At 76.8% G+C, this 12,741-nt stretch carries 9 protein-coding genes and 1 pseudogene; 7 read left to right on the top strand and 3 right to left on the bottom strand.

The genetic code is table 11. From position 1 onward, the window contains the following. Positions 1 to 45: 45 nt before the first annotated feature. A complete protein-coding gene (locus GA0070603_RS08125) occupies positions 46 to 1,698 on the bottom strand; it encodes a hypothetical protein (protein ID WP_091309543.1) in 1,653 nt (550 codons plus the stop codon). Between GA0070603_RS08125 and GA0070603_RS31455 the strand changes: the two are divergent. Beyond that, positions 1,675 to 2,392: pseudogene (locus GA0070603_RS31455) on the top strand (tetratricopeptide repeat protein); the annotation flags it as partial. The gene GA0070603_RS08125 and the pseudogene GA0070603_RS31455 sit on opposite strands and share 24 nt — an antisense overlap. 541 nt (positions 2,393 to 2,933) lie before the next feature. Further along, positions 2,934 to 3,929, top strand: a complete 996-nt coding sequence (locus GA0070603_RS08115) for an HAD-IIA family hydrolase (RefSeq protein WP_244282689.1) — start codon at positions 2,934 to 2,936, stop codon at positions 3,927 to 3,929. Between the two features lie 9 nt (positions 3,930 to 3,938). Here the strand turns inward: GA0070603_RS08115 and GA0070603_RS08110 are convergent, their stop codons facing one another. Beyond that, complete coding sequence (locus tag GA0070603_RS08110; RefSeq protein ID WP_091309534.1) at positions 3,939 to 4,274, bottom strand: SCP2 sterol-binding domain-containing protein; 336 nt, start codon at positions 4,272 to 4,274, stop codon at positions 3,939 to 3,941. Positions 4,275 to 4,385: 111 nt separating this feature from the next. Between GA0070603_RS08110 and GA0070603_RS08105 the strand changes: the two genes are divergently transcribed. The 5 genes from GA0070603_RS08105 to GA0070603_RS08085 all read left to right on the top strand — a co-directional run bounded on the left by GA0070603_RS08105 (position 4,386) and on the right by GA0070603_RS08085 (position 11,536). Beyond that, on the top strand, positions 4,386 to 5,093 hold the full coding sequence (locus GA0070603_RS08105) for a phasin family protein (protein WP_091309530.1): 708 nt from the start codon (positions 4,386 to 4,388) through the stop codon (positions 5,091 to 5,093). Further along, entirely contained in the window at positions 5,090 to 5,347 is a 258-nt protein-coding gene (locus GA0070603_RS08100) for a hypothetical protein (protein WP_091309526.1), read from the top strand. Before GA0070603_RS08105 ends, GA0070603_RS08100 begins: the two co-directional genes overlap by 4 nt. Before the next feature lie 23 nt (positions 5,348 to 5,370). Beyond that, a complete protein-coding gene (locus tag GA0070603_RS08095; RefSeq protein WP_091309523.1) occupies positions 5,371 to 6,225 on the top strand; it encodes a TlyA family RNA methyltransferase in 855 nt (284 codons plus the stop codon). Beyond that, entirely contained in the window at positions 6,222 to 7,106 is an 885-nt protein-coding gene (locus GA0070603_RS08090; protein WP_091309519.1) for an NAD kinase, read from the top strand. The genes GA0070603_RS08095 and GA0070603_RS08090 overlap by 4 nt, the downstream gene beginning before the upstream one ends. A 701-nt stretch (positions 7,107 to 7,807) precedes the next feature. Then, positions 7,808 to 11,536 carry a S8 family serine peptidase gene (locus GA0070603_RS08085; protein ID WP_091309515.1) on the top strand — a complete coding sequence of 1,243 codons (3,729 nt, stop codon included), beginning with the start codon at positions 7,808 to 7,810 and terminating at the stop codon, positions 11,534 to 11,536. 185 nt (positions 11,537 to 11,721) lie between these two features. Here the strand turns inward: GA0070603_RS08085 and GA0070603_RS08080 are convergent, their stop codons facing one another. Further along, positions 11,722 to 12,708: a helix-turn-helix domain-containing protein gene (locus tag GA0070603_RS08080; RefSeq protein WP_091309512.1), complete on the bottom strand. Its 987-nt coding sequence runs from the start codon at positions 12,706 to 12,708 to the stop codon at positions 11,722 to 11,724. Positions 12,709 to 12,741: the final 33 nt, after the last annotated feature.

The following is a 12,741-nucleotide window of genomic DNA, read 5'->3' as shown; positions in this document are numbered from 1 at the left end:
GTTAGCGTCTTCGGAGACGCAATGAGGAAGGATGTACCTGTGAGTTCAGGACCGCAGGGCGACGATCGCCCCCGTCGTTACGAGGACCGCGCCGAGCGTGGGCAGGGGCGTGGTGACGCCCGCCGCGACGACCGTCCCTCGTACCGGGGCGACCGCGACGACCGCTCGGGCGGCCCGCGAGGCGGCTACCGCGCCGGCGACCGCGACGGCGGCTCCCGCGGTGGCGACCGCCGTGAGGGTGGTTTCCGTGGTGGCGAACGCCGCGAGGGTGGCTTCCGCGGCGGCGACCGCCGCGAGGGTGGCTTCCGGGGTGGCGACCGCGAGGGCGGTTTCCGCGGTGGCAGCCGCGAGGGTGGCTTCCGCCGCGAAGGCGGCGAAGGTGGCGTCCGCGGCGGTGAACGCCGTGAAGGCGGCTTCCGCGGCGGTGAGCGCCGCGAGGGTGGCTTCCGCGGGGGCGAGCGCCGCGAAGGCGGTTTCCGCGGTGGTGACCGCGAAGGCGGTTTCCGCGGTGGTGACCGCGAGGGTGGCTTCCGCGGTGGCGAGCGCCGTGAGGGTGGCTTCCGTGGCGGTGACCGCCGCGAGGGTGGCTTCCGTGGCGGTGACCGCGGTGAGGGTGGTTTCCGCGGTGGTGACCGCCGCGAGGGTGGCTTCCGCGGCGGCGACCGCCGCGAGGGTGGTTTCCGCGGTGGTGACCGCGAGGGCGGTTTCCGCGGCGGCGACCGCCGTGAGGGCGGCTTCCGCGGTGGCGAGCGCCGCGAGGGCTTCGCTGGCGGGGAGCGCCGCGAGGGCGGCTTCCGCGGCGGCGACCGCGAGGGCGGCGGCTTCCGCGGCGGCGACCGCGAGGGCGGCGGCTTCCGCGGCGGTGAGCGCCGTGAGGGTGGCTTCCGCGGTGGTGAGCGTCGCGAGGGTGGTTTCCGCGGTGGTGACCGTGAGGGCGGTGGCTTCCGCGGCGGTGAGCGCCGTGAGGGCGGTGGCTTCCGCGGCGGTGAGCGCCGTGAGGGCGGCTTCCGCGGTGGCGAGCGCCGCGAGGGCTTCGCTGGCGGCGACCGCCGTGAGGGTGGTTTCCGCGGCGGTGAGCGCCGTGAGGGCGGTGGCTTCCGTGGCGGTGAGCGCCGTGAGGGGGGCTTCCGTGGCGGTGAGCGCCGTGAGGGCGGCTTCCGCGGTGGCGACCGTCGTGAGGGCGGTTTCCGTGGCGGTGAGCGTCGGGAAGGGTTTGCCGGTGGCGAGCGCCGCGAGGGCTTCGCTGGCGGTGACCGCCGCGAGGGTGGCTTCCGTGGGGGCGACCGTCGCGAGGGTGGCTTCCGTGGGGGCGACCGCCGCGAGGGTGGCTTCCGTGGGGGCGACCGCCGCGAGGGTGGCTTCCGTGGCGGTGAACGCCGCGAAGGTGGCCCCGGCGGCGAGCGCCGCGAGGGCTTCCGTCGCGACGAGCGGCCCGGTGGCTTCCGCCGCGACGAGCGCGAGGGTGGCTTCCGCGGTGGTCGGGAGCGTACCGAGCGGGACGGTGAGCGCGGTGGCTACGGCCGGGACGACCGTGGGCAGGGCCCCGCGTACCGCGAGCGGCAGGACGAGCGCGCCGAGGGGCGCACGGGTGAGGCGCCGGCGTTGCCGGACGAGGTGGTCGCCACCGACCTCGACTCGACCGTCCGGGCGGAGCTGCTGTCGCTGGCCAAGCCGGTGGCGGAGACCGTCGCCCGGCACCTGGTCGCGACCGGGCTGCTGATCGACGACGACCCGGCCGAGGCGCTGGCGCACGCCATGGCGGCCCGCCGGCTCGCCTCGCGGATCGCCGCGGTTCGGGAGGCGGTCGGGCTGGCCGCGTACCACGCGGGAGAGTGGCAGACGGCCATCGCCGAGCTGCGCACGTACCACCGGATGACCGGGCTGCAGAGCCACCTGGCGGTGCTGGCCGACTGCGAGCGGGCGCTGGGCCGTCCGGAGCGGGCCATCGACCTGTTCCGCGGGGCGGACCGGGACAAGCTCGACCAGGGTGTCGCCATCGAGCTGCTGATCGTGGCCGCCGGGGCGCGGGGCGACCTCGGGCAGAAGGACGCGGCCGTGGCCATGCTCCAGGTGCCCGAGCTGACCGCCGAGTCGACCGAGCCGTGGGCGGCGCGGCTGCGGTACGCGTACGCGGACGCGCTGCTGGCGGTGGGCCGGCGCGAGGAGGCGCGGGAGTGGTTCTCCCGGGCCGCCGACATGGACGCGGAGGGCGAGACCGACGCCGCCGAGCGGCTGCTGGAGCTGGACGGCGTCGTCATCGAGGGTGACGACGAGGTGGACGAGGAGTTCGCCGCCGGTCCGGGCGGCCCGGGCGCCGTGCCGGCCCGTCCCGACGCCGACCTGACCGGCGACGCCGGCGACCTCGACGACGAGGACGAGGACGAGGACGACGAGGACGACGACGCCTACGACGACGAGGACGACGACCTCGACGACGAAGACGACGAGGACGACGACCTCGACGACGAAGACGACGAGGACGACCTCGACGACGACGCGGACGACGATCAGGGCGACGAGGACGACCTCGACGACGAGGACGATGACCTCGACGGCGACGCGGACGAGGACGACGAGGACGACGACCGGCGCGACGGGGACGACGAGCTCGACGGGGACGCCCGGCTGCGGGCCGACGCCGACGTGGCGGACGCCGTGGCCGCCGACTCCGCCGACGCGGTGGCGGACGGCGAGGGCGCCGGGTACCGGGACCGGGACGCGGCGGACCTGGGTGACGACGAGCTGACCGACGCGGAGGCGCGGTCCCTGGCCGCCGACACCCGTGCCGCCGCCGTCGACGCCGCCGGCCCGGACGCCTCGGGCGACGACGCGACGGGCGACGGGGCGCCGGAGCGCCGGTGACCGGGAGCGCCGGGGACGCGGGTTCCGGTCCGGATCGCGGGGAACGCGACCGGGCCGGAACGGCCGGCCGGCTGGTCGACGGGTACGCCCTGGTCGTCTTCGACCTGGACGGGGTGATCTACCTGATCGACCGGCCGATCCCCGGCGCGGTCGAGGCGGTGGGGCGGCTGCACGCGGAGGGCCGGGCGGTCGCCTACGCGACGAACAACGCCTCGCGCCGTTCCAGCGAGGTGGCCGACCTGCTCACCGGCATGGGCGTGCCGGCCGGGCCCGAAGAGGTGCTCACCTCCGCGGCCGCCACGGCCGAGCTGCTGCGCGACCGGCTGCCCGCCGGCGCCCCGGTGCTGGTGGTCGGTGCGGAGGCGCTGCGTGCCGAACTGCGCGCCGTGGGCCTGCGCCCGGTCTCGACGGTGGACGAGGAGCCCGCCGCCGTGGCCCAGGGCTACGGCCCGCAGGTCGGCTGGTCCGACCTTGCCGAGGCGTCGCTGGCGGTCCGGGCGGGCGTGCCCTGGTACGCCACCAACACCGACCGCACCCTGCCCAGCCCGCGCGGCCCGCTGCCCGGCAACGGGTCGCTTGTCGCGGTACTGCGCACGGCGCTGGGGCGGGACCCCGACGTGGTGGTGGGCAAGCCGGAGCCGGCGCTGTTCGCCACCGCCGCCCGGCGGGCCGGTGAGGGGCGGACCCTGGTGGTCGGCGACCGGCTGGACACCGACATCGAGGGCGCCCGCCGGGCCGGCCTGGACAGTCTGCTGGTGCTCACCGGCGTCAGCGACGTGGCCGAGCTGTTGGCCGCGCCCGAGGCGCGCCGGCCCGCGTACGTCTCCTTCGACCTTGCCGGGCTCTTCGACCCGGCGGCCGTGGTGCGGGTGCCGGGCGCGGCGGACGCCGGCGGCTGGTCGGCGAGCGTGACGGATGTGGGGCTGGCCCTCGACGGCGCGGGACGCCCGCTGGACGCCCTCGCGGCGCTCTGCGCGGTGGCCTGGTCGACGGGTGCCGGCCCGCGGGTGCGGCCGGCGTCCGAGGCGGCGGGGGAGGCCCTGGCGGCGCTCGGCCTGGCCGACTGACCTGCCCGGTCAGAGCAGCTTGCGGAGCTTCATGAGGTCGAACGGGTTGGCCTTGATGGACACCCGCCGGGCGCCCACGGCCTTCATGATGTCGAGCTGACCGTGCACCAGGGCGACCAGGTCGTCGCTGGTGGTGGTCAGCGCGATCTTCGCCTTCGGGTCGTCGCCGTCGGCCAGGTCGACCAGCCGGCCGCCATCGAGGCGCCCGTGGAACGCCGTGTCCAGGTCGGTGACCCGGCAGGCCAGGGTGCGGTCGAGGTCGATCCGGCCCTGCACGTCGGCGTGCCGGTCCAGCCGGGCGGCCAGATCCCGCAACGCCTGCCGGCACTCGTCCACGCTGGCCACATCGTCTCCTCACCACGCGCCACGCCGTTCCCGGCACCGTACCGCAATGGGACGTCCGGGGCGCCCGGTAGCGTGACACCTGCACACCCCGCCCCGCGGAAGGACTCAGGCATGCAGGACGCGTGGCGCGCCTACCTCGAGCTGGCCATGGGCCTGACGGAGGCGCCCCGGAAGAAGGCCCAGGACGCCGTCAAACGCGTGGTCGGCCAGGGCGGCGCGACCGCCGCCCAGCTCCAGTCGCTCGCCGAGGAGCTGGTCTCCACCGGCCTGGCGAACCGGGAGGCGCTGACCAAGCTGGTCCGCTTCGAGGTGGACCGCGCCCTGGGCGCGGTCGGGCTGGCCACCGCCGACGAGGTCGCCGAGCTGACCCGCCGCGTGCACGACCTGGAGCGGCAGCTGCGCGAGGCCAAGGCCACCGGCACGCCGGAGGCCGCCGCCCCGACGACCGCCGCCGCCCCGCCCGCGGCGGACGGCCTCGGCCCGGCTGCCGAGACCGCGGGCGCCGGCGAGGTGACGCCCTCCGGCGAGCAGGCCGCCGAGCAGCCGACGGCCGGGCAGCGCACCACGCCGACCGGCGAGCAGCCGACCGCGCCCACGGCCGGGCGGCCCGCCACGCCGGCCGCCGGGGAGCCGGTGTCGGCGCCGCCCGTGCCCGCGCGGACCAAGGCGGTCGCGAAGAAGGCCGTGGCGAAGAAGGCCATCGCGAGGAAGCCGGCCGCCACTGTCGCCCGGACTCCCGCCGAGGAGTCGCCGGCCAGCCCCACGCGGCCGGTCCGGAAGGCCGCCGGCCGCAAGGATTCCGGCGGTACGGGCTCGTGACCGCGCCGTTCCGCCCGGGCCCGCCGCCCGGCCCGCGCCCCGGGCCGCCGCCGGCCGGTCCCCGGCCCGGCCCGCCCCCGGGCGTCCGGCCGGCGCCGGTCGAGGAGGTCGGTGAGGCGCGGCACCCCGCGGTGGACGCCGCCGTCCAAGCCATGATCAATGCCGAGGCGCTCTCCCCGGCGGACCAGATCGCCCAGTACGAGGCGGCGTACGAGACGCTGCGCGAGACCCTGGCCAGCATCGACCAGGCCTGACCCGAGGCGGAGAAGAACCACCGATGGCACGTCGTACCCGGCTGGATGCCGAACTCGTCCGCCGTGGCCTGGCCCGCTCCCGTGAGCAGGCCGCCGCGCTGGTGGAGGCCGGTCGCGTCCAGCTGCGCGGGGTGCCGGCCCGCAAGGCCGCCGCGATGGTCGACCCGGCGGACCCGCTGCTGGTGACCGGTGAGGACCCCGCCGCGGAGTACGTCTCCCGGGGCGGCCACAAGCTGGCCGGCGCGCTCGCCGCGTTCACCCCCGGCGGGCTGACCGTGGCCGGCCGGCGCTGCCTGGACGCGGGCGCCTCCACCGGCGGTTTCACCGACGTGCTGCTGCGCGCCGACGCCGCCGAGGTGGTGGCGGTCGACGTCGGCTACGGGCAGCTCGCGTGGTCGCTGCGCAACGACGACCGCGTGCACGTCTTCGAGCGCACCAACGTGCGTACGCTCACGCCGGAGGCGATCGGCGGCCCGGTCGACCTGACGGTGGCCGACCTGTCGTTCATCTCGTTGCGGCTGGTGCTGCCCGCGCTGGCCGGCTGCACGCGGCCCGACGGCGACCTGGCGCTCATGGTCAAGCCGCAGTTCGAGGTCGGCAAGGAGCGGGTCGGCGCGGGCGGGGTGGTCCGCGACCCCGAGCTGCGCGCCGAGGCCGTGCTCGACGTGGCCGCCGCGGCGGCGGGGCTCGGGCTGGGCCTGGCCGGGGTGGCCGCCAGCCCGCTGCCCGGGCCGAGCGGCAACGTGGAGTTCTTCGTATGGTTACGCGGGGACGCGGCCGCCGCCGACCCTAACCGGGTGCGCGCGGTGGTGGCCGCCGGCCCGCAGGGATTTGCGGCCGCCGGGCCGGAGGGCACGACTGAGGAGGTGTCCGGGTGAGCCGGACCGCTCTGCTGGTGACGCACACGGGCCGTCGGCGCAGCACCGAGCACGCCCGCGCGGTGGCGGCCGACCTCATCGCGGCCGGCTTCGAGGTGCGGGTGGTCGCCGAGGAGGCCGACGACCTGGACCTGCCCGGTGTGGTGCCGGTGACCGGCCCGGAGGCCGCCGAGGGCGCGGAGATCGTCTTCGCGCTGGGCGGTGACGGCACCTTCCTGCGCGCCGCCGAGCTGGCCCGCCCGGCCAAGGCGCCGCTGCTCGGCATAAACCTGGGCAAGGTCGGCTTCCTGGCCGAGGCGGAGATCGACGACCTGGACAGCGCGGTGCGCGACGTGGTCGGGCGCAACTACACCGTGGACGAGCGGCTCACCCTCGACGTCACCGCCGAGTTCGAGGGCGGCCCGACCATCGAGTCGTGGGCGTTGAACGAGATCAGCGTGGAGAAGGGCGAGCGCGCCCAGATGCTGGAGCTGCTCGTCGACGTCGACGGCCGGCCGCTGTCCCGCTACGGCTGCGACGGCGTCGTCTGCGCGACCCCCACCGGCTCGACGGCGTACGCGTTCTCCGGCGGCGGGCCGGTGGTCTGGCCGGAGGTGGAGGCGCTGCTGCTGGTGCCGATCAGCGCGCACGCGCTGTTCAGCCGCCCCCTCGTCACCGCGCCGACGTCCACCTTCGCGATCACCGTGGACCCGTTCACCACCCTCGCGGTGCTCTGCTGCGACGGCCGGCGGGTCTACGACCTGCCCCCGGGCGCCCGGGTCACCGTGCGCCGGGGCGCGCTGCCGGTGCGCATCGTGCGGCTCCGCGAGCGGCCGTTCACCGACCGCCTCGTCGCCAAGTTCGACCTGCCCGTGCAGGGCTGGCGCGGCAGCCGTCGCTGACCGGCGGCTCAGCGAAGACCCGTCGGGCCGGGCATCGGCCCGTTCGGCGTACCCGGGTGGGGCCGCGGGCGGGTTACGGTAGGAGCCTCCCCCGACGACGGCACGCCGCGCCGGTCCCGGCGTAGCCCGCCGGCACCGCTCGGCGGGTGGTCCCGCCCTCGCGGCGGGGCGGGTTCGTCGGGGCCGGCAACGCCGTCCTCCGGGACGGCGCTCGGGGCGTCCGGACTGCGTCGAGGTGGAGTCCGGGCGGTGCGGCGAGGCCGTGCCCGCCCGGACCGCGCGGTCCGACGGTCGTGGCCCTGGCCAGGGGGTGGTCGGGTCCACGACGGTCGGGGTGTCGGAGGGAGTCGCGGCCGGCCGCGGCGGGCGGACGGCGAGCCGCGCCCGGCCGGGTTTCGACCCCGGTCGGGTCGACCGGGTCGACGAGCCGCCGTCGGAGGAAACGGCGGCTCACGAACCGGGCGGCGACGCACTCGTTCCGGCACCCCGGCCATCGACCGCGCCCGCATCCGACGCCGCCGCTCCCGGCAATCCGCCCGACATCCGCTGGTCCGACCGCGGTCGACCCGTGTCCACCTGGCGACATGTCGCCGGTGCGGCGCTGCGTACCTAGTGACCGACCGATGATCTCCGTCGCAGACTCCGGTCGGCCGGCCTCAATCCCCCCCGAGGCCGGCCACCCGAGTAGAGGAGCGCATCGCATGCACCGGTCCCCACGCTGGCTCGCCGCCGGCGCGGTCGGCGCGCTGGTGGTCGGACTCGCCGTACCGGCGTCCGCCGACCCGCCCGCCCGGCCCACCGGCCCGAGCCCGGCCACGCCCGCCCCGGCCGCCGCACCCGTCCGCATCACCCTGATCACGGGCGACCAGGTCGACCTCGCTCCGGCCGCGCCGGGCCGGGTCGCCGCCACGGTCCGTCCCGGTCCCGGCCGCGAGCGGATCACCTTCCACACGCTGGAGGTCGACGGCGGGCTGCGGGTGCTGCCCAGCGACGTCGTGCCGTACGTCTCCGCCGGGGTGCTCGACGCCGACCTGTTCGACGTGCAGGAACTGGTCGCCGACGGGTACGGCGACGCCGCGCAGGGCGCGCTGCCGCTGATCGTCCGCTACCAGCAGCCCGCCGCCGGCCGGGTCCGGCCGCTCGCCGGCGCCACCGCGGCCCGCCCGCTGGAGAGCATCAACGGCGCCGCGCTGCGGGTCGGCAAGAGCGACCTCGGCGGCCTGTGGACCACGCTGCGGGGCACGCCGGAGGCCCGGACCACCGGCGGCGCGCCCCGGCTCGGCGCCGGCATCGCCCGCGTCTGGCTGGACGGGCGGGTCCACGCGGATCTGGAGCACAGCGTGCCGCAGATCGGCGCCCCGGCGGCCTGGGCGGCCGGCCGGGACGGCACGGGCGTCCGGGTGGCGGTGCTCGACACCGGCGTCGACGCGGGCCACCCCGACCTGGCCGGTCGGATCGCCGAGGCGCAGGACTTCACCGGCAGCGGCAGCGCCCGGGACGGCCACGGCCACGGCACCCACGTGGCCTCCACCATCGCCGGCAGCGGCGCCGCGTCCGACGGGCTGCGCAAGGGCGTCGCGCCCGGCGCGCAGCTGCTGATCGGCAAGGTGCTGGACGACGGCGGCAGCGGCTACGACTCGTCCATCATCGCGGGCATGGAGTGGGCCAGCCACTCCGGCGCGAAGGTGGTCAGCATGAGCCTCGGCGGCCCGGCCACCGACGGCACCGACCCGATGAGCCAGGCGGTCAACGACCTCACCGCCGAGACCGGCACGCTCTTCGTGATCGCCGCCGGCAACAGCGGCGCCGCGGGCACCGTCGGGACGCCGGGTGCGGCCGGCGCCGCCCTCACCGTCGGTGCGGTGGACCGCGACGACAACCTGGCCGACTTCTCCAGCCGCGGCCCCCGGGTCGGCGACAACGGCCTGAAGCCGGAGATCACCGCGCCGGGCGTCGGCATCGCCGCGGCCCGGGCCTCCGGCACGACCATGGGTACGCCGGTGGACGAGACGTACACGCGGGCGTCCGGGACGTCGATGGCGACCCCGCACGTGGCCGGCGCGGCGGCGATCCTCGCCCAGGAGCACCCGGACTGGACCGCCGGCAAGCTCAAGGACGCGCTGGTCAGCACGACGAAGGCGAACCCCTCGCTGACCGTCTTCGAGCAGGGCGCCGGCCGGGTCGACGTGGCCCGCGCGCTGAGCCAGCGGGTGTACGGGTCGGCCACCGCCGACTTCGGCCGGGTCGACACCGGCGGTGCGGTGGCGGAGCGCACCGTGACGTACACCAACGGCACGTCCTCCCCGCAGACCCTGCGGCTGGCCCTCGAGCTGCGCAACCTGGACAGCGGCGCCACCGAGCCGGACGGGGTGTCGCTCGACGGCACCGAGGTGACCGTGCCGGCCGGCGGCAGCGTGGCCGTCCCGCTGCACGCCGACCCGGCGAAGCTGGACCGGGGAGTCCACGGGGGCTGGCTGGTGGCCACCGGCGCGGACGGCGTCGCGGTGCGGACGGCCGTCGGGCTCACCCTGAGCGGCCCGATCCACACCGTCACCCTGCGCGCGCTGGACATGGCCGGGCAGCCCGGCCTGGCGTCGGTGTTCACCCTCTTCGGTGAGCACCCCGAGTCGGACCACCTCGGGTGGATCCCCGGCGAGGTGCAGGTGCAGGTCGAGGAGGGCCCGTACCTGCTCGAGGGGCTGATCGAGCACGGCGCCCCGCTGGACGAGCAGATCACCCTGGTCACCGACCCCGAGCTCATGGTGGATCGCGACCTCACCGTGGTGCTCGACCCGCGCAAGGGCACCCCGGTGCGGATCGAGACGCCGAAGCCGACCGAGCAGCGGGCGGTGATCAGCTTCTACGAGCACCGGATCTTCGGCAACGGGCGGCAGGTCGACCACGGCGTCATGAACTTCAGCACGACCCAGCAGGTCAACGTCACCCCGACGCGGCAGGTGAGCCGGGGCGAGTTCGAGTTCGCCTCCCGCTGGCAGCTGGTCGCGCCCATGGTGGACGCCCAGGTCAGCGACGTCTCCGGTCCGCTGGACATCAACCTGCTCGGCCAGTCGCCGGCTCCGGAGGGCCGGCGCAAGCTCCCGCTGGTGTGGGCGGGCGACGGCACCGCCGCCGAGCTGGCCCGGGCCGGGGTCCGGGGTGCGGCCGCGCTGGTGGCCGGCAGCTACGACCGCGCCGAGGAGGACCAGATCGCCGACGCCGCGGCGGCCGGCGCCGCCATGGTGCTCGTCGTCCGCCCGGCGGACCGGAGCGCGTGGACGGTCTGGCGTCCGGACGGGGACCGGTTGCCGATCCCGTCGCTGGTGGTCGCGTACGACGACGGGCAGCCGATGATCGCGGCGGCGAAGCGCGGCCGCGCCACCCTGGACGTGACGCTGACCGTCGACAGCCCCTACCTGTACGACGTGTGGCAGGTGTCGAAGGGGCGGGTCCCGGAGCGGATCGTGCACCGGGTGACGGCGGACAACACCGCCGAGGTGACCACCCGCTACGCCGACACCGGCGGGTCCGACTGGGCCACCGAGCAGCGGTTCGGCTGGCGCCCCTGGCAGGAGTACTCCTGGAACGACGACCAGCGGACGGTGCGTACCGGCACCACCCGGCAGGAGTTCGTCAGCGCCGGGGACAACTGGTGGCAGCAGCGGGTGCTGCACCGGCTCACCTGGTCCTGGGGGCCGCTGCTCGGCGGGCTCACCCAGCAGCCCCGGCGGTACGCCGCCGACGACCGGGTCACCGAGACCTGGCACGCCCCGGTGGTCCGGCCGGCAGTGCCGGCGGGCGCCGGAGCGCCGGTGCCCACGCGCACCGGCGACACCCTGAACCTGCGGATGGCCGAGTTCGTCGACGCCGACGGGCACTACGCCGCGGCCGGCTGGGGCGAGGAACAGGACACCGTCGAGCGCCGGCTGAGCCGGGACGGGCAGCAGATCGCCGACCTCTCCGACGGCTGGGCGCCGGTGGCGACCACGTCGGGCGCGGCCCGGTACCGGCTGGACGTCACCACCCGGCGCGCCTCGGACGAGTGGCGGTGGGCCACGCGTACCGAGACGGCCTGGCAGTTCACCTCGGCCCGGCCGGACGGTGACGCGGCCCGGCCGCTGTCGCTGCTCCAGGTCGACTACCAGGTCCCCGCGGACCTGCGGGGCGAGGTGCCCGGCAGCCGGCCGCACCAGGTGGGGCTGACCCTGCGCCAGCCGGCCGGCGTACCGGCGCCCACCGGTGTCGGGGTGCGGGTGGAGGTGTCGTTCGACGGCGGACGCACCTGGCGGAGCGTGCCGGTGCGCGGCACGGGCGCGCGGTTCACCGCGACGGTGCCGGCCGGCCGCGGCACGGTGTCGCTGCGGGTGCACGCCGGCGACCGGGCCGGCAACAGCGTCGACCAGACCGTGCTCGACGCGTACGGCCTGCGCTGAGCCGACGTCCGCGCGGGACGGACCCCCCCTCGCCCGCGCGGACGTCAACCCCCGTCCGTCCGGGGTGCCCGCCTACTACGGCGGTGGGCGCCCCGGACGGCGCCGCGGCCGTGGCCGCCGCCGGCACCCGCACTCGGGAAGCGGGGCCGGCGGCGGCGCGGCCGGTGGCGGGGTTGCCGGGCAGGTCAGAGCCAGCCGCGGCGGGCGGCCTGGTAGGCCAGACCTGGCCGGGTGTCGACCCCGGCCACGGTCATCAGGTCGGCGAGACGCCGCTGCACCGTGCGGCGGCTCACGCCGAGCTGCGAGGCGATGGACTTGTCCGGCACCCCGGCCACGAAGAGCGACAGCAGCCGGACCTCCTCGGCGTCCGGCCGGTACCCCCCGCCCGCCCGGCCCTCGATCGGCGCGGCGGACGAGCTCACCGGCGTGGCCATGAGCCAGTGGCTCTCGAAGAGGGCGAGCAGCGCGTCCAGCAGCTGGCTGCGGCCGATCACCGCGGCGGTGGGTTCGCCGCTGCCCCGCTCCGGCACCAGCGGGCAGACCGCCGTCCGACCGTCCACGATGGCCAGCCGGACGGGCAGCCGGTCGAGGACCCGGGCCTGCTCGCCGGCCCGTACGCCCTGCTCGACGTCGGCGAGCGCGCCCGGCTCGAGGAGCATCTCGCGCTCGTAGATGGCCCGGTAGCGGACCCCGCGCGCCAACGCGTCGAACTCCTCGACGTTCTCCTGGCCCGCCATGGCCAGGGGATTGGCCCGGCAGAACCACAGCACCTCGGACCGGGCGCCGTTCTGCAGGTCGCGCAGGCGCTCGCGGAGCGCCCGGGCGCCGGTGACCACCTCGACCAGGTGTGCGGCGTCGTGCCGGCGCATCCCGGCCCGGTACTCCTCGGTGAGCTGGGTGACCGCCGCGCGGGCCGACTCCAGGGCCTCCTGGCGGCGCAGCAGCGCCTCGCCCAGCGGGACGTCCGGCGCCAGCGGCCGCAGCGGCGCGTCGGGGTCCGGCCCGACCGGCGGCACGAGTCCCTTGCCGCGCAGGGTGTCGAGCTGGGCCAGGATGTCCGCGCGCGGGCGGCCCAGCCGCTCGGCCAGCTCCCCGACCCGGGCGGTCGTGAGCTGCACCAGGCAGCGGTAGAGCTGCTCCTCGTCCGGGGTCAGGCCGATCACGTCCAGCACGGGGCAGAACTGTACGACCCCACCGGCTGCCCC

The sequence above is a fragment of the Micromonospora chersina genome, from assembly GCF_900091475.1.
GTDB classification, from domain to species: Bacteria; Actinomycetota; Actinomycetes; order Mycobacteriales; family Micromonosporaceae; genus Micromonospora; species Micromonospora chersina.
This window is presented reverse-complemented; position numbering and strand designations above follow the sequence as displayed.

Coding starts and splice junctions, on each gene's coding strand:
- GA0070603_RS08105 (WP_091309530.1), top strand. CDS start 4,386: ATGCAGGACGCGTGGCGCGCCTACCTCGAGCTGGCCATGGGCCTGACG.
- GA0070603_RS08095 (WP_091309523.1), top strand. CDS start 5,371: ATGGCACGTCGTACCCGGCTGGATGCCGAACTCGTCCGCCGTGGCCTG.
- GA0070603_RS08085 (WP_091309515.1), top strand. CDS start 7,808: ATGCACCGGTCCCCACGCTGGCTCGCCGCCGGCGCGGTCGGCGCGCTG.